Origin of the sequence: Mesorhizobium carmichaelinearum (genome assembly GCF_900199455.1) — a bacterium.
Taxonomy (GTDB): domain Bacteria; phylum Pseudomonadota; class Alphaproteobacteria; order Rhizobiales; family Rhizobiaceae; genus Mesorhizobium; species Mesorhizobium carmichaelinearum.
Genome location: NZ_FZQR01000002.1, coordinates 343,955 through 361,541 on the forward strand (window position 1 = coordinate 343,955; position 17,587 = coordinate 361,541).

At 63.5% G+C, this 17,587-nt stretch carries 12 protein-coding genes and 1 pseudogene; 6 read left to right on the plus strand and 7 right to left on the minus strand.

Annotated features, from left to right (window positions below; translation table 11 throughout):
- Positions 1-133: 133 nt before the first annotated feature.
- The 4 genes from CKW40_RS04960 to CKW40_RS04975 all read right to left on the minus strand — a co-directional run bounded on the left by CKW40_RS04960 (position 134) and on the right by CKW40_RS04975 (position 7,338).
- Positions 134-3,274, minus strand: a complete 3,141-nt coding sequence (locus tag CKW40_RS04960) for an efflux RND transporter permease subunit (RefSeq protein ID WP_095198806.1) — start codon at positions 3,272-3,274, stop codon at positions 134-136.
- Between the two features lie 238 nt (positions 3,275-3,512).
- Positions 3,513-4,655 carry an efflux RND transporter periplasmic adaptor subunit gene (locus CKW40_RS04965; protein ID WP_095198807.1) on the minus strand — a complete coding sequence of 381 codons (1,143 nt, stop codon included), beginning with the start codon at positions 4,653-4,655 and terminating at the stop codon, positions 3,513-3,515.
- A gap of 54 nt (positions 4,656-4,709) precedes the next feature.
- Entirely contained in the window at positions 4,710-5,318 is a 609-nt protein-coding gene (locus CKW40_RS04970; RefSeq protein ID WP_095198808.1) for a TetR/AcrR family transcriptional regulator, read from the minus strand.
- A 379-nt stretch (positions 5,319-5,697) separates the two neighbouring features.
- On the minus strand, positions 5,698-7,338 hold the full coding sequence (locus CKW40_RS04975) for an acyl-CoA synthetase (RefSeq protein ID WP_095198809.1): 1,641 nt from the start codon (positions 7,336-7,338) through the stop codon (positions 5,698-5,700).
- A gap of 202 nt (positions 7,339-7,540) precedes the next feature.
- Here CKW40_RS04975 and CKW40_RS04980 point away from each other — a divergent pair, with 202 nt between their 5' ends.
- From CKW40_RS04980 to CKW40_RS04995, 4 genes and pseudogenes are all read left to right on the plus strand, one after another.
- Positions 7,541-8,506 (plus strand): sugar-binding transcriptional regulator, encoded by a 966-nt coding sequence (locus CKW40_RS04980; protein ID WP_095198810.1) that lies wholly within the window; start codon positions 7,541-7,543, stop codon positions 8,504-8,506.
- 86 nt (positions 8,507-8,592) lie between these two features.
- The gene (locus CKW40_RS04985) at positions 8,593-10,647 is read left to right on the plus strand and encodes a bifunctional aldolase/short-chain dehydrogenase (protein WP_095198811.1); all 2,055 of its coding nucleotides are present in this window, start codon (positions 8,593-8,595) and stop codon (positions 10,645-10,647) included.
- A gap of 122 nt (positions 10,648-10,769) precedes the next feature.
- Positions 10,770-11,030, plus strand: coding sequence for a type II toxin-antitoxin system ParD family antitoxin (locus tag CKW40_RS04990; protein ID WP_439330968.1), 261 nt, complete (start codon positions 10,770-10,772; stop codon positions 11,028-11,030).
- A gap of 7 nt (positions 11,031-11,037) precedes the next feature.
- Positions 11,038-11,310: pseudogene (locus CKW40_RS04995) on the plus strand (type II toxin-antitoxin system RelE/ParE family toxin); the annotation flags it as partial.
- Between the two features lie 69 nt (positions 11,311-11,379).
- Here CKW40_RS04995 and CKW40_RS05000 read toward each other — a convergent pair.
- The 3 genes from CKW40_RS05000 to CKW40_RS05010 form a co-directional block, all read right to left on the minus strand.
- Positions 11,380-12,432 carry a substrate-binding domain-containing protein gene (locus CKW40_RS05000; protein ID WP_095198814.1) on the minus strand — a complete coding sequence of 351 codons (1,053 nt, stop codon included), beginning with the start codon at positions 12,430-12,432 and terminating at the stop codon, positions 11,380-11,382.
- A gap of 48 nt (positions 12,433-12,480) precedes the next feature.
- Positions 12,481-13,476 carry an ABC transporter permease gene (locus CKW40_RS05005; RefSeq protein WP_095198815.1) on the minus strand — a complete coding sequence of 332 codons (996 nt, stop codon included), beginning with the start codon at positions 13,474-13,476 and terminating at the stop codon, positions 12,481-12,483.
- Between the two features lie 81 nt (positions 13,477-13,557).
- On the minus strand, positions 13,558-15,069 hold the full coding sequence (locus tag CKW40_RS05010) for a sugar ABC transporter ATP-binding protein (protein WP_095199143.1): 1,512 nt from the start codon (positions 15,067-15,069) through the stop codon (positions 13,558-13,560).
- A 136-nt stretch (positions 15,070-15,205) separates the two neighbouring features.
- Here CKW40_RS05010 and mtnK point away from each other — a divergent pair, with 136 nt between their 5' ends.
- Positions 15,206-16,480, plus strand: coding sequence for an S-methyl-5-thioribose kinase (gene mtnK / locus CKW40_RS05015; protein WP_095199144.1), 1,275 nt, complete (start codon positions 15,206-15,208; stop codon positions 16,478-16,480).
- Entirely contained in the window at positions 16,477-17,571 is a 1,095-nt protein-coding gene (gene mtnA / locus CKW40_RS05020) for an S-methyl-5-thioribose-1-phosphate isomerase (RefSeq protein ID WP_095198816.1), read from the plus strand. The genes mtnK and mtnA overlap by 4 nt, the downstream gene beginning before the upstream one ends.
- The last annotated feature ends 16 nt before the right edge of the window (positions 17,572-17,587 follow it).

Sequence of the window (17,587 nt, forward strand, 5' to 3'; positions counted from 1 at the left end):
CTGCTTCGCCGCCCTGGGAAGGAATTCTGTTTTGCAAAACCGGCACTGCTGAGCATTTTCATCGGCGTGATGGCTTGCCCATCAAGCCGCATCATCCGCCTTCGCCGGCGGCGGATGATGCGATGTAACCGCTCTATTCCGCGGCCAGGGCCAGTTGCGGCCGCTCGGTGGCCAACTCTGGTTCGGGCGCCTGCTCGCTACTCACCACCTTCTTCGGCTCGCGGCCGAAGAACAGGGCGTAGCCTGCCGGCAGCACCAGAATGGTCAGCACGGTGGCGACCACGATGCCGCCCATCATGGCATAGGCAAGCGGCCCCCAGAACACGGCGCGCGAGATCGGGATCAGCGCCAGCACCGCCGTCATCGCCGTCAGCACGATCGGTCGGAAACGGCGCACGGCCGAGCCAATGATGGCCTCGGAGCGTTCCATGCCTCTGGCGATGTCCTGGTCGATCTGGTCGACCAGGATGATCGAGTTGCGCATGATGATGCCGAGCAGCGCGATGACGCCGAGAATGGCGACGAAGCCGAACGGTGCGCCGCTGATCAGGAGGGCGGCGGCGGCGCCGATGATGCCGAGCGGACCGGTGGCCAGCACCAGCATCGCCTTGCCGAAGTTCTGCAGCTGGATCATCAACAGCACGACGATGATGGCCAGCATGATCGGCGCCTTGGCGGCGATGGACGCCTGGCTTTCGGCCGAATCCTCGGCACCGCCCTGGATCTCGATCTTGTAGCCGGGCGCCAGGCCGTCGCGCAGGCCCTGGATGTCCTTGTACATCTTGGTGACGACATCGTTGGACTGCACGCCGTCGGGCAGCGTCGCCCGCACGCTGATGGTCGGCAGGCGGTCGCGGCGCCACTCGATGCCTTGCTCCAGCACCGGCACCACCTTGGCCACCTGCGACAGCGGCACGAAGCCGCCGAAATCGGTCGGGATGTAGACCGAGTCGACCGAGGACAGCAGGCTGCGGCTGGCGTCCGGCTCGCGGGCGACAATCGAGACCGTCTCTTCGCCGTCGCGGAAGTTATCGAGCGGCGCGCCGGACATGGTTGCCTGCAGCATCTGGCGGATGCGCTGTGAGGTGACGCCGAGCGCCCGGGCACGATCCTGGTCGATCACCAGCTTCATTGCCGGCACGGGTTCGAGCCAGTCGTCATGCACGGCGCCAAGCAGCGGGTTCTCCTGGAATTTCGCCTTCACCTGGTCGGCGATGCGGCGTACTTCCTGGCGATCGGGACCCATGACGCGCATCTGCACCGGCCAGCCGGTCGGCGGGCCGAGGAACAGGCGATCGACCTTGGCGCGGATCGAGGGGAAATCCTCGGCCAGAACCGTGCGCAGCTTGACGATCAGCCGCTCGCGCGCCGGTTCGTCATTGGCCATCACCAGCATCTGGGCAAAGTTCGGATTGGTGAGCTGCTGATCGAGCGGCAGGAAGAAGCGCGGCGCGCCTTCGCCGATATAGGTGGCGATGAAGCGCTTGTCCTTGTCGTCCATCATCTTGGTTTCAAGCGCCTTGGCCTGCGCTTCGACCTCCTTGATGCTGGTGCCTTCCGGCAGCCAGAGGTCGACCAGGATTTCCGGCCGTGACGATTGCGGGAAGAAGTTCTGCGGGATGAACTGGAATGCCCACAGGCTGGTGCCGAAAGTCACCAGCGTCATGACCAGGACGATGATGCGATGGCGCACCGCCCAACCGACGGTCGAGCGCAGCCGGCGATAGAAGCGCGTGTCGAAGGCATCGTGATGGGTGCCGGCATGCTTGCGTTGCTTGAGGATCATGTGCCCAAGCCACGGCGTGAAATAGACCGCGACGAACCACGACACGATCAGCGCGATGCCGACGACATAGAACAGGGTGCGCACATATTCGCCGGCGGTCGAGGCAGCGAAGCCGACCGGGATGAAACCGGCGGTGGTGATCAGCGTGCCGGTCAGCATCGGGAAAGCCGTCGATGTATAAGCGAAGCTCGCCGCCTCGATCTTGACCAGCCCCTCCTCCAGCTTGCGCTCCATCATCTCGACGACGATCATGGCGTCGTCGACGAGCAGGCCGAGCGCGATGATCAGGGCGCCGAGCGAAATGCGCTGCAGGTCGATGCCGAGTTCGTACATGATGGCGAAGGTGGCGGCCAGGACCAGCGGAATGGCGATGGCGATGACCAGGCCCGAACGCCAGCCGATCGACAGGAACGAGACGACGAGCACGATCAGCAGTGCTTCACCGAGCGCATGCATGAATTCGGCCACCGCATCGGTGACGACGCCCGGCTGGTCGGAAATCTGGTCGACCGACACGCCATAAGGCAGCGCCTCCTCGAAGCGCTTGTAGGTCGCCTCGACATCCTTGCCGACATCGGTGACCTTGAAACCCTTGGCCATGACGACGCCAAGCTGCACGCTGTCATGACCGTTGAAGCGGTATTTGCGCTGGAAGGGATCTTCGAGCCCCGAGGTGACGGTGGCGATGTCGCCGAGCCGGGTGACCTGGCCGCCCGCACGCAGCCGCAATTCCCTGATGTCCGCGGCCTTGGTGACGTCGCCTTCGACCGAGATGCGCACCGAATTGACGCCGGTATCGACGGCACCGGCCGGATCGACATTGTTCTGGCCCTTGATGGCGTTCTGCAGGTCGGTCAGCGTCAGGCCGCGTTCGGCCAGCGCCTTGGACGAGACGTCGATATAGAGCTTTTCCGGCTGGTCGCCGATGATGACCGCCTTCTCGACGCCGGGCGTGGTCAACAGCATATCGCGCGCCTGGATGGCGAATTTCTTCAACTCGGGATAGGAGAAGCCGTCGCCGCTGATCGAATGCAGGGTGATGAAGGTGTCGCCGAACTCGTCGTTGAAATAGGGGCCGAGCAGGCCTTGCGGCAGGTCGCCGGAGATGTCGCCGACCTTCTTGCGCACCTGATAGAAGGCGTCCGTCACCTCGGCGGCGTTGGTATCGCCCTTGATCTGCACGGTGATGATGGCACTGCCAGCGCGGGTGAAGGAGCGCACGAAGTCGAGATGCGGCGTTTCCTGCAGCTTGCGCTCGATCTTGTTGACGACCTGGTCCTCCATCTCCTGGATCGAGGAACCCGGCCAGATCGCCTGCACAACCATGACCCGGAAGGTGAAGTCGGGGTCTTCCTTCTGGCCCATGCGCATCAGGCCGAGCGCACCGGCGATGATGATCAGCCCGAACAGGAAGCGCGCGATAGAGGGATGGCCGATGGCCCAGCGCGACAGGTTGAAGGGCCGCTTTTCTTCAGTGGAATTGGTCATCGATACTCGTCCACTTTGCTTGTTACCGGCGCCTGATGCTTGGGAAAGCGCGGCGCGCGAAACGAAATCATCTTCGATCTGGCTTCCGGGCGGCGAGGCCTTCCAAGTGGAGAGACACTCATCGCGGTGGGACGCTAGGATCGATGCGGGGGTACATCGGGCCCTTGACGTCTCGACCTTCGGGGCGCTCGCCGCCCGGAAACCTGCGGCCGCGGGAACGCGCGGCCGACTATCTGTGTCAGCGCAGCCGGCTGGCGTCTTCGCCCTCAGCGGAGGCGGACTGCTGCGCCACGCCGCCGGCGAGCTTCACCTTCAGATTCTCGGTCATGAACTGCGTGCCGGCGGCGACCACGATATCGCCGGGCTTCAGTCCTTCGGCGACACGCACGCCATCGGCGGCGAACTCGGCGACCTTGACCGGGCGGGCATGAACAGTGTCGGCGCCACGATCGACGGTCCAGACGATCGCCTGGCTGTCCTGCTTCGCCAACGCGCTCAGCGGGATCGATACGAGTTGCTTTTCGTTGGCGGCCGAGGCCTCGATATTGGCGGTCATGCCGAGCAGCACGCGCGGATCGTTGGGCAGGCTGACACGGACGGCAAAGGTACGCGACTGCGTATCGGCGCTGCCGGCGACCTCGCGGACCTTGCCGTCGAGCGTCAGCGTGCTGTCGGACCAGAAGCCAGCCTTGACTGACTTGCCCGGCTTGAATTCAGCGACCTCCATTTCCGGCACCGCGATCAGCACTTCCTTTTCGCCGTCGACGGCGACGGTGACCACCGGCGTGCCGGAGCCGACCACCTGGCCGACATCGGCATTGACCGCGGTGACGATGCCGTCCCGGTCGGCCTTGAGATCGGTATAGCCGACCTGGTTCTTGGCCTGGTCAAGCGACGAGCGGGCGGAGTCGCGCGTGGCAACCGCCTGGTCATAGGTCAGCGTCGCCTGTTCGAGCTGCGATTTCGGCGAAAAATTCTTGGCGAAAAGCTGTTCGGCGCGCTTGCGCGCAAGCTCCGTCGTCTCGACCTGCCGTTCGGCGGCATCAAGCGCTGCCTGCGCGCTCTTGACCGAGAGGTCGTAGTCGGTGGGATCGATGCGGGCGAGCACATCGCCCGGTGCCACATGCTGGCCGATGTCGACAAGGCGCTCGGTGATCTTGCCGTTGACGCGGAAAGCCAGGGCGCTTTCGGTGCGGGCACGCACCGAGCCGGAATAGGAGAGCATGCGGGTGTCATGCGCCTGGGCGATCTCGACGACCTTGACCGGGCGGATGATGTCCTTGACTTCGGCTTTCTCCTGGCTGCAGCCGGCGAGAGCGAGCGCCGCAACGACCAGGCCCGCGACCGGCAACCGGCGGATAATGGAATTGGACAAAGACACCTTGGCACTCCCGAACTGGAGATGAACTGTCGACCGGCGCCCGGCGGGCGGCGGCTATTTTTTCAGGGCCTTGATCGCATAATCGATAAGGTCGTCGGGCATCGCCCGGTTGGTCTTGGCAAGGCACTGCGCCACCATCTGCGGATGGCAAAGGATGATTGTAGCGGCGCCAAAGCAGCGTGAGGCGATCACCGGATCCTGTTGCCTGAACTCACCGGCCTCGATGCCGTCGCGGATCACCTCGGCGAACAGATCGTGGATGCTGTCGACGTGCCTGTCGATGACGCCCCAGTCGCGTTCGAGCGCGACGATGACCATCTCATGAACCTTCTGCTCATCGAGCATGGTCTCGAGCGTCATCTTGTACTGCGCATGGATGTAGCGACGCAGCCGCTCCTCGGCGCTGATCGGCAGGTGCATGATCTCGTAGGCCATCTTGTAGCTGGCGCCGAGCATCCGGCCGCAGACCGCCTGGTGGATTTCGACCTTGGAGGCGAAGAAACGGTAGATGTTGGCCGGCGACATGCCGAGGTCGCGTGCAATGTCGGCAACATTGGTCTTGCCGTAGCCATAGTGCCGGAACAGACGCTCGGCGCAGTCGAGAATGCGCGTCACATTCTCCTGTCTGGCGGCATCGGCCACTATGTTGGCGGCTTCGGACATGGCTCTTTCGTTTGACAAGTGACGAATTTCAATTTTCGTCAGTCGTAAATTGAAGAGGGCGGGATGTCAACGCGAAATCGACGTACGCGTATAATTGGTGACAGATGGTGACAGTGGGCGGGCGCGACAACTGGCCTCGCGATTGGCGACCGGCTCCGGTGAGTTCGTCATCCTAGGGCGAAGCAAGGAGCGTAGCGACCCGGCGCAGACCTCCAAGGGCCATTCCGGGACTCCGGTCAAAGAATGTGGTTAATCAATGGTTTACGCCCCTAAGCGGTGAACCATTCTCAACCGTTGGAGCACGGCCGGGAGGTCGCGGATAGATCCTAGGGTTTCCGCAACGTCGCTTCGCGACTGCTCCACCGTAGGATGACGAAAGTTAGGTACCCTTCGCCATTTCCCGCAGCCGGAACTTTTGGATCTTGCCCGTCGATGTCTTCGGTATCTCCGCGAAAATCACCGCTTTCGGCACTTTGAAGCGGGCAAGCAGCGCGCGGCAGTGCTCGATGATCTCGGACTCGCTTGCCGTCTTGCCGGGCTTCAGCTCGACATAGGCAACCGGCACTTCGCCCCATTTGTCGTCTGCGCGGGCGACCACACCACAGGAGGCGACGGACGGGTGCTTGTAGAGCGCGTCCTCGACCTCGATCGAGGAGATGTTCTCGCCACCCGAGATGATGATGTCCTTGGAGCGGTCCTTGAGCTGGATGTAACCGTCGGGATGCATGACGCCGAGATCGCCGGAATGGAACCAGCCGCCAGCGAAGGCTTCGTCGCTCGCCTTGCGGTTTTTCAGATAGCCCTTCATGACGATGTTGCCGCGGAACATGACCTCGCCGATGGTCGCGCCGTCGGCCGGCGTCGTCTGCATCGTCTCGGGGTCCATGACGGTAAGCCCTTCGAGCGCGGCGTAGCGCACGCCTTGCCTTGCCTTCTTGGCGCTGCGCTCGCCCTTTGCGAGACTGTCCCATTCGCCGTGCCATTCGTTGACCACGGCAGGACCGTAGGTCTCGGTCAGGCCGTAGAGGTGGGTGACGGCAAAACCTGCATCGGCCATGCCCGACAGCACGGCTTCCGGCGGCGGCGCGGCCGCGGTGTTGAAGGTCACCGTCTGCGCGAACGCGCGCTTGTCCTCGTCCCGGGCGTTGATGAGCACCGACATCACGACCGGCGCGCCGCAGAGATGGGTGACGCCATGATCGGCGATGGCATCGTAGATCGGCTTCGGCCGCACCCAGCGCAGGCAGACATGGGTGCCGGCCTGGACGGCCAGCGTCCACGGAAAACACCAGCCATTGCAATGGAACATCGGCAGCGTCCAGAGATAGACGGCGTGCTTGGCCATGCCGGCATGGATGGTGTTGGTATAGGCCATCAGGGCGGCACCGCGATGATGGTAGACGACGCCCTTGGGGTTGCCCGTCGTGCCTGAGGTGTAGTTGAGCGAGATGGCGTCCCATTCGTCGTCGGGCATCGACCAGGCGAAATCCTCGTCGCCGCCGGCAACAAAATCCTCGTAGTCGAGCGCGCCGACCCGCTCGCCCTTCGGATAGGGTGCGTCGGCGGCGTAATCGGGATCGTCATAGTCGATGACCAGCGGCTTGACCTTGGCCAGATCGAGCGCCTGCCGGACGACGCCCGAGAATTCGCGGTCGACGATCAGCACCTTGGTTTCGGCATGGTCGAGTTGGAAGGCTATGACCGCGGCATCGAGGCGGGTGTTGAGCGAATGCAACACCGCCTTGGTCATCGGCACACCGAAATGCGCCTCCAGCATGGGCGGCGTGTTGGACAGCATCACGGTAACCGTGTCGCCCTTGCCGATGCCACGCTGTTGCAGCGCCGAGGCAAGCTTCAGCGAGCGGCGCCAGAAATCACGATAGGAGATGCGCTGGCGGCCGTGGATGATCGCGATGTGGCCAGGATAGGTCTTTGCCGCGCGCTCCAGATAGGTGAGCGGCGTCAGCGGCTGGTGGTTGGCCGCGTTCCTGTCGAGATCCTGTTCGTAAGGGTTGCCCATCCCGTCCTCCCCAAAGTCCTTTTCGAGCTTTCTAACCTTAGGTCTCGCGTCAGGCCATCCCCCTGAATGGCCGAAAATACTATGCTATCCAGGCTTTGTAGAATGGCGATCCCGTATGCGCCTTGCCGAGAGGCGATCGCGCTCACACATCCAAATTTGACTTTTGTCGAGAGCCGTGACTAATGTCAGCCGAGGAGACGGCATGGCGATCCGACCGGCAGAACAAATCATTCACAAAGCCGCCTGGCTCTATTATGCGCATGGCCTGCGGCAGGACCAGGTTGCAAGCCAGCTTAACATTTCGCGCGCTTCGGTGGCGATGTATCTGCGCAAGGCGCGTGAGACCGGCATCGTCAACATCTCGACCTCGACCCAGCTGTTCACCGACGACGTGATGGCGCGCAAGCTCGAGGACGCCTTGAAACTCGACGCGGTGTGGATCGCGCCGGAGAACGGCCATATCCCGGACCCGTCGACAGACATCGCCGTGCTGGCGGCGAGCGTCTTTCTAGAACTGGTCAAGAAGGGCGACCGCATCGGCGTCGCCTGGGGCCGCACCGTCTACATGATCGCCGACATCATGTCCTATGCCGACCTGCAGGATGTCACGGTGGTGCAGCTCTGCGGCAATCTCGGCGCGCCCTACTCCTACCGGCCCGACCAGTGCACCATGGAAATCGCCCGCCGGCTGAACGCCAAAGGGTTGAACTTCTACGCGCCGTTGGTACTGTCGACGGAAGAGCTGGCGCGCGCGCTGCGCGCCGAGCCGGTGATCCGTGAACAGCTGGCCGGTATCAGTGATTGCAATCTCGCGCTTTTTTCCGTCGGCACCGTCGATGCCGACAGCCATGTCGTCAAATGCGGCGCGCTGAACCCCGACGAAATGGCCGCGCTGCGCGGCATCGGTGCCGCGGGCGTCATCGCCGGACAGATCATCGACGCCAAAGGCGAGGCACTCGACTGCAGCTACAACCGCCGGGTCATTTCGGCTGAACTCGCTTCGCTCGGTGCCATCGAAAAACGCCTGATGGTGGTGCAGGAGGACAGCAAGTTCGAACCGCTGCTCGCAGCACTTGACGGCGGGCTTTGCACGCATCTGGTGGTCGGCGCGCGTATGGCGCAGCGGCTGCTCGATCATGCCGGAGCGGCGTCACAAAAAGCATCCTGAAAAGCAAACTTTCGCCGGCGCATTGTCATCAAGGCGTCGCGGCATTCCTGTTTCACCACCCAAGACAGCAACTGGACGAAGCGAACATGAAGAATCTGTGGAACGACGACGCGGCCGAGAAACTCGTCGCCGACTATGCGAAGAAAGGCGTCGGCCGCGACCTCGCGCTGCGCGTCTACACGACGCGGCTCTTGGGCGGCGTGCCCCAGCTGGTCCTGCATGGCGGCGGCAACACATCCTGCAAGATCAAGGCGACCGACCTTGTCGGCGATGAATGGGATGTGTTGTGCGTCAAGGGCAGCGGCTGGGACATGGCCGTCATCGAGCCGCAGGGCCTGCCGGCGGTCAAAATGGGCGCCCTGCTTAAGGCGCGCGCGCTGGACAGGCTCGCAGACGAGGACATGGTGGCGCTGCAGCGGGCGAACCTGATCGACCCGTCCTCGCCCAACCCTTCAGTCGAGACGCTGCTGCATGCCTTCCTGCCCCACAAATTCGTCGACCACACGCATTCGACCGCCATCCTGGCTATCGTCGACCAGGAAGACTCGAAGCCGCTGGTGAAGACGGTGTTCGGCACCAAGATGGGCTACGTGCCCTACATCATGCCGGGCTTCGACCTCGCCAAGGCGGCGGCCGATGTGTTCGATGCCGATCCGACCGTTGAGGGCCTGATCCTCGACAAGCACGGCATCTTCACCTTCGGCGACGATGCCAAACAGGCCTACGACCGGATGATCCACCATGTGAACGTCGCCGAGGAGTATGTCGCCAAGCATGCCAAGCCGAAGGCAGCCAAGGTGGCGCTGCCGGCGAAGCTTGCGACACCGGCTTCGATCGCGCCGATGCTGCGCGGCGCCGTTGCGGTGGCACGCGGCGAAGGCCGCTTCGACCGCATGATCTCTGACTTCCGCACCTCGGATGCAATTGTCGATTTCATCAACTCGGCAGGGATTGCCGACTATGCCGGACGCGGCGTGTCGACACCGGATCTGTCGATCCGCATCAAGACCGGCCCGATGGCGGTGCCGGCGCCGGACGCCGAGAAGGCCGGCGACTACAAGGCCGTCATCAAGAGCCATGTCGACGCCTTCGCCAAGGATTACCGCGCCTATTTCGAGACCAATGACGCGCTCGACGACGTCAAGCGCACCATGCTCGACCCGATGCCGCGGCTGACGCTGGTGCCGGGGCTCGGCATGTTCGGCCATGGCCGCACACTGAAGGATGCCAGGATAGCCTCCGACGTCGGCGAGATGTGGATCGAGGCGGTGCGCGGCGCCGAGGCGGTCGGCCGTTTCCATCCGCTCTCCAAGGCTGATTTGTTCCCGCTCGAATACTGGTCGCTGGAACAGGCCAAGCTTGCCTCCAACAAGCCGAAGCCGCTGACCGGCCAGGTGGTGCTGATCACCGGCGGCGCCGGCGCGATCGGTGCTGCAACCGCGAAGTTGTTCGCAGACAATGGCGCCCATGCGGTCGTCGTCGATCTCGATGCCGAAAAGGCCGCAGACGCCGCGAAGAAAGCCGGCAACAATTCGATCGGCGTCGGCGCCGACATCACCGACCCGGCCCAGGTACGCGCCGCTTTCGACAAAGCGGTCGCCGTGTTCGGCGGCGTCGATATTCTCGTCTCAAATGCGGGTGCAGCCTGGGAAGGCCGTATCGGCGAGCTCGACGATGCGCTGCTGCGCAAGAGTTTCGAGCTCAATTTCTTCGCCCACCAGTCGGTGGCGCAGAACGCCGTGCGCATCATGCTCGAACAAGGCACTGGCGGCGTGCTGCTGTTCAACACCTCTAAGCAGGCGGTCAATCCGGGTCCGAAATTCGGCGCCTATGGCGTGCCGAAGGCGGCGACCCTGTTCCTGTCCAGGCAATACGCGCTCGACTACGGCGCCCATGGCATCCGCTCCAACGCCGTCAACGCCGACCGCATACGCTCGGGCATTTTGACCGACGCCATGATCGCCAGCCGCTCCGGCGCGCGCGGCGTGTCGGAGAAGGAATACATGTCCGGCAACCTGCTCGGCCAGGAAGTGACGGCGCAGGACGTGGCGCAGGCCTTCCTGCATCACGCGCTGGCCGAACGCACCACCGCTGACGTGACGACGGTCGACGGCGGCAACATCGCGGCGGCGCTGCGGTAGGCAAAACTTGCCTTGTGATCCCCTGCCGCAAGGCAGGGGATCAAGACACGGATGCCAGAATCCTAACAAATATTGTTAGTTCTTGTGATGCGTGATATAGGATCGGCATGAAAGCCGAACCGATGCGCACCCTCACCATCTCGCTGACCGCGAAGCAGAGTGCTCTCCTGCAAAGCGCCATCGAAGGCGGAGCATATGCCTCCAACAGTGAGATTGTCCGCGACGCTCTTCGTCTGTGGGAGCAGCGTGAGGAGTTACGCGCTCTTGAACTCGAGCATCTGAAACGCGCCTATGCCGAGGGCATGGCCAGCGGCAAGCCGGTGGAGATCGAACCCGCTGAGTTCCTAAGCAATCTGAAGGCAGAACGCCGCGCCCGCGGCTAGATATCGGCTTACACCGCGTGCCTCGCAGGATTTGCGCGATATCTGGCACACCATCGCAATCGACAATGAAAAGGCAGCGGACAAGCTGCTGATGCGCATCTTTGACAAGCTGGACCTGGCGGCACGGCACCCCAAGATGGGGACGGCCCGGCCTGAGTTAAGCGTGACTGCCCGTGTGCTCATCGAAGGCCGCTATATTGTCATCTACGAACCGCAGCCGGACGGCGTCCTGGTCGTGGCTGTCGTCCACGGGATGCGCGATCCGGAACGTTGGCTATAAAAGCGAAAGGCTGTATCCATATGAAAAGGGCGGCTCGTGGCCGCCCTTTCGCTTTTGTCAGATCCGCGCCTACTTCGCGTTCGGGTTCGGCATCCAGGCCGGCATGGCGACATCGGCATGGGCGAACTGCGGCAGCTTGGCCGACAGGTCTTCCATGTTCTTGATGTCCTTGTCGATCAGCTCCTTCTGGGTGATCAGCGTCGGCGGCACGATGACGTTGTGGCCGGGGTCTTCGCCGGCGAGCAGCTGCGCCAGCGCGCGCACCGAGACCTGGCCGACGACGGCCGGGTTGGTCGCGGCGGTCGCCGCCCAGGCGCTGTCGGACTCGCGCATGGCTGATATGTCCGAGGTCGAGATGTCGGCCGAGTAGATCTTGATGCCCTTGTTCAGGCCAGCTTCGTCTACGGCGATCTTCACGCCCTTGGCGAATTCGTCATAGGGGGCGAACATCACCTTGATATCGGGATGAGCCGACAGCACCGAGCGCGCCTGGTTGGCGACGGAGTTGGCGATCGGGTTGTCGAGCGTGCCGAACATCGCGACTTCCTTGATGCCGGCATACTTCTTCTTGACGTCCACCCAGGTTTCGTTGCGGCGGTCGAGCGGCGCGATACCAGCGACATAGACATAGCCGGCGTTCCAGCTTTCGCCATTGTCCTTCACCGCCTGCTCGAGCGCCAGGCGCGCAAGGTCTTTGTCCGACTGTTCGATCTGCGGGATCTTGGGGTTTTCGACATTGACGTCGAAGGCCACCACCTTGATGCCGGCGTCGACCGCGCGCTGCGCGGCGTCCTTCATCGATTCCGTCAGGCCGTGCTGGATGATGATGCCCTGCACGCCAAGCGCGATGGCCTGGTCGACCATGTCCGATTGAAGGGCGGCATCCTGGCGGCTGTCGAGCACGCGCAGGTCGATGCCGAGCGCCTTCGACTGTGCCTCGACGCCCGAGAGATAAGCCTGGAAGAAGTCGCCGGTCGAGAGATAGCGCACCAGCGCGATCTTGACGCCGGGCTTGTCGAACGGCGCCGGCTTGTCCGCGGCCAGCGCCGGGACCTGCATCAGCATGGTTGCGCCGGCCAGCCCGAGCGCCACCTTCCCCAGAAGTCTTCTTGTGATGTTCACCTTGTTTCCTCCACTCTTGTTGAACTCGAAAATCCTATCCGGTCGAAACTATCCCCTGCCCCTGCCCGAAAGGGCAAAGGTGAAGACAAGGGCGACGACCAGAACCACGCCCTTGACGAAATCCTGCGTGTAATAAGGCGCGTTCATCATCGTCAGACCTTGCAGCAGGATGCCGACGAACAGCGCACCGATGGCGGTGCCGAAGGCGTTTGGCTTGGCAGCGCCCAGCACCGCGTAGCCGATCAGGGCCGCGGCGACCGCATCGAGCAGCAGATTGTTGCCCGAGGCGATGTCGCCTCGCCCAAGCCGGGCGGCGAGCAAAATGCCGCCGATCGAGGCAAAGACGCCTGAAATGACGTAGGCCCAGATCTTGTATGCCTTGACCGGCGCGCCGGCGAGTTCGGCGGCGCGCTCATTGGAGCCAACCGCATACATCATGCGGCCGAAGCGGGTGTATTCCAGGAAGAACCAGATCAGCACGGCCAGCACCAGCAGCACGACAACCGACACCGGAATGAGGTTGGGGATGAAGAAGTCGAAGCGGTGGCGGCCAAGCGCCAGGAAGGCGTCGCCGAACTTGCCATTGGCGACCGAGCCGTCCGGCATGGTCATGCCGGTGGCGATCGAGCGGCCTTCGGTGGGGATGCGCTGCAGGCCGACCAGCAGGAACATCATGCCGAGCGTGGCTAGGAGATCGGGCACGCGCATATAGACGATCAGCCAGCCATTGATCAGGCCGACAATGGCGCCGATGAGCAGGCAGACGACGACCGCGACGACGGCGTTCTGCTCCAGCACCACCATGACATAGGCCGCCGCCATCATGGCTGATGTCGCGACCGAGCCGATCGACAGGTCGAAGCCACCGACGACCAGCGTGGCGGTGACACCGAGCGCCAGCACGCCGGTGATGGCGACCGACTGGAAAATGAAGACGGCGCTTTGCGGCGAGACGAAACCGTCCGCGGCGATCGCGAAATAGGCGACCAGCCCGAACAACAGGACAATGAAGCCGTAGCGGATGGCGTAGTCGCGCAACGTCATTCAGCGCACCCGCGCGACGCGACCATTCTTACCCAACTCGAACCCATAGTCTCTCCATTCCAATTCTATCGACCGCCACGCTCAGGCCGCGCTGTGCAGCGGCCCGCCGGCGACCTCGGCCAGCAAGCGGTCGAGATCGACTTCGGCGTTGCGGTGTTCACCGACGATTGTGTGCTCCGACATCACCAGGATGCGGTCGGCCGTCTCCAGCGCCTCGTCGAGTTCGGTGACGAACAAAAGCGTCGCGCGGCCATGGGCGCTTGCCCTCAGCTTGGCGGCGATGTCGCGCCTGGCTGAGATGTCGACGCCCTGAAACGGTTCGTCGAGGATGAACAGCGCGGCATTCTGCGCCATCCAGCGGGCGACCATGACCTTCTGCTGGTTGCCGCCGGACAATGCCGACATCTCGTCCTTCTCGGAACGGCAGACGATGCTGAGTTCCTCGATCTGCCGGCGCGCGGTGGCGCGTTCGAGGCGGCGTTTGAGCACGGTCAGATTCGACATCCGCTTGAGGAACGGCAGGCTGACATTGCGTTCGATGTTGAAGCCGCCGACGATGCCGCTGGTGGCGCGATCCTTGGCGACGAGGAACACGCCGGCGGCGATCGCATCACCGGCCGAGCGCGGTGCATAGGGCTTACCATTCATCGTCATGGTGCCGGCGAGCGGCTTGCGCACGCCGAACAGCGTTTCGGCAAGCGCCGTCTTGCCGACGCCGACGAGGCCGGTGATGGCAACGACCTCGCCATCGCCAAGCGTCAGCGAAATCGGCCTGGCACCCTGCGCGATGCGCAGGCCTTCAACGGTCAGGACCGGTTTGGCAGAACTTCTGGCAACGATCTGGTCGAGATGGATCTTGCGGCCGAGCATAGCATTGACCGCGCCTTCATAGTCGAGCGGCTTGGTGTCGAAGACGCCCGAAATGACGCCGTCACGCATCGAGACGATGCGATCGGCAAGCCGCCTGATGTCCGACATGCGGTGCGAGATGTAGAGGATCGCCACGCCTTGCTCGCGCAGCCGGTCGACCAGCGCGAACAGCCGATCGGCCTCGGCGCTGGAGAGCGAGGAGGTCGGCTCGTCGAGGATCAGCACCTTTGGTTGGTGCGCCAGGGCACGCGCGATCGCCACCATCTGGCGGTCGGCAAGCGAAAGATCGTTGACGCGGGCCTTGAGATCGATGGCCAAACCCATGCGGTCGGCGACGGCCTTGGCCTCGCGGCGCACGCGGGCGGGATTGAACAGGGTCGGCGCGCCCCGGCCGCTCAGCCGGTCGAGCGTCAGATTGGTGGCGACATCGAGGTCGGCGACCACGCCGTCATTGATGTTCTGGTGCACGGTGACGACGCCGGCGCGGATCGCTTCCGCCGGCGTGTTCGGCGCAAAATCCAGGTCGGCGAGAGTCATGGTGCCACCGCCGCGTTCGTAGACGCCGGAGATGATCTTGACGAGGGTGGATTTGCCGGCGCCGTTGGCGCCCATCAGCACGGTGACTTCGCCGGAATGCAGCTCGAGCGAGATGCCGCCAAGCACCTCGTTGCGACCAAAGGATTTCCTCAGTCCCTCTACGCGGAACACGGCATTGCCGATCATGCGTTCCTCCCTGACCATGACGCTATGGGCTATGTCGGCAATTGTCAACACGATTGACAATTGCCAGATCGCTTCCTAGCTTGGCCCGGCCGCCATGCCTCCGTTATGTTCGGAGTGCATAAGCGAGAGGATGACGATGACTGGAAAATTGCCGTTCGAAGCACTGTCGGTGGAGACGCTTGCAACGCGCCTCGGCACGAACGAGGCGCTATGCGCCAAGATCGGCCGGGACACGACACACTGGAAGGTCCGTGAGGTCGGCGACGGCAACCTGAACCTCGTCTTCATCGTCGAGGGCGCCAGCGGTGCCGCTGTAGTCAAGCAGGCCCTGCCCTATGTCCGCCTGGTCGGCGACAGCTGGCCGCTGCCGCTGAAGCGCTCCTTCTTCGAATATCATGCGCTGACCAGACAAGAGGCGCGCGCGCCCGGCTCCGTGCCGGCGATCTATTACTTCGATGAAGGCCAGGCGCTGATCATCATGGAGTACCTGGCGCCGCCGCACATCATTCTCAGGCGCGCCCTGATCGACGGGCGCCAGTTGCCCAACATCGCCAGGAATATCGGCCTGTTCATGGCCCGCACGCTGTTTCGCGGTTCCGACCTGTCGATGGTGACCAGGGACCGCAAGGCCGATCTGGCGCTGTTCGCCGACAATGTCGAGCTCTGCGGCATCACCGAGGACTTGGTGTTTTCCGACCCCTATTTCGACGCCAAGTTGAACCGGCATACCAGCCCGCAGCTCAACGGCCTGGTTGCCGAACTGCGCGCCGATCGCGACCTCAAGGTCGAGGCGCAGCGGCTGAAGCACATTTTCGCGGCCAATGCCGAGACGCTGCTGCATGGCGATTTGCATTCCGGCTCGATCATGGTCACCGACCAGGAGACCCGGATGATCGATCCGGAGTTCGCCTTCTACGGACCGATGGCCTTCGATGTCGGCATGCTGCTCGCCAATTTCTGGATGTCGTTCTTCTCGCAACGCGGGCATGAGCAGACGGGCAAGCGCGACGCCATGCGTTCCTATCTGCTCGGGGTCACGACGGAGACTTGGGGCGTATTCCGCGCCGAGTTCTCGCATCTGTGGCGCACCGAACGGACAGGGATGCTCTACCAAAAGAGCCTGTTCGAGGATCAGGGCGACAGGCTGGGCTCCGAGCAGGCGCTCGACCACGTGCTGCATCAGATCTGGACCGACCTGCTCGGCTTTGCCGGCATCGAGGTGCACAGGCGCATCCTCGGCCTCGCCCACAATGCCGACTTCGAGACCATTGCCGATGAGGATCTGCGCGCTTCCTGCGAGGCGAAGGCACTGAAATTCGGCCGTCACATCGCCGTCAACCGGCGCCAGATTCACAGCATCGACGAGGTCAACACTCTGGCCGCGCTGATCGAACAGGAGAACAGCATTTGAACGTCGGCGAGCGCCACTATCGCACCATCTGGCTGAGCGACGACGGCCGTTCGGTCGACATCATCGACCAGCGCTGGCTGCCGCATGATTTCCGCATCGAGACGATAGGCACGGTTGCCGGGATCGCCACCGCCATTCGCGACATGTGGGTGCGCGGCGCGCCGCTGATCGGCGTCACCGCCGCCTATGGTGTCGCCATACAGATGGCGGACGATCCGTCCGACGAAGCGCTCGACGGCGTCTGGGAGACGCTGCACGAAACACGCCCGACAGCGATCAATCTGCGCTGGGCGCTCGACGAGATGCGGCGCTTCCTCAAGCCGCTGCCGACAGCACAACGCGCCGCGGCAGCTTATCGGCGCGCCGGTGAAATCGCCGACGAGGATGTCGGGCTGAACCGCGCCATCGGCGAGAACGGCCTCGCCATCATCAAGGCGATCGCCGCGCGTAAAGAACCGGGCGAGACGGTCAACATTCTCACTCACTGCAATGCCGGCTGGCTGGCGACGGTCGACTACGGCACCGCCACCGCGCCGATCTATCTGGCAACCGAGGCCGGCATCCCAGTCCACGTCTATGTCGACGAGACGCGGCCGCGCAACCAGGGCGCCCAGCTGACCGCCTGGGAGATGGCCGGCCATGGCGTCCCGCACACACTGATCGTCGACAATGCCGGCGGCCATCTGATGCAGCGTGGTGCGATCGACATGGTCATCGTCGGCACCGACCGTACCACCGCCGACGGCGACGTCTGCAACAAGATCGGCACCTATTTGAAGGCGCTCGCCGCCGCCGACAATGACGTGCCGTTCTATGTCGCGCTGCCCTCGCCGACCATCGACTGGACGGTGCATGACGGGCTGGCCGAAATCCCGATCGAGCAGCGTTCGGCCGACGAGGTTTCGCTTGTCTGGGGCAAGACCGCCGACGGCGAGATCGCCCAGGTGCGCATCTCGCCCGAGTCGACGCCGGCCGCGAACCCGGCCTTCGACGTGACCCCGGCGCGGCTGGTGACCGGCTTGATCACCGAACGCGGCATCGCCAAGGCCTCGCGAGAGGGCCTGAAGGCGATGTTCCCCGAACGCGGATAGGCGTCTATGCGCCGGG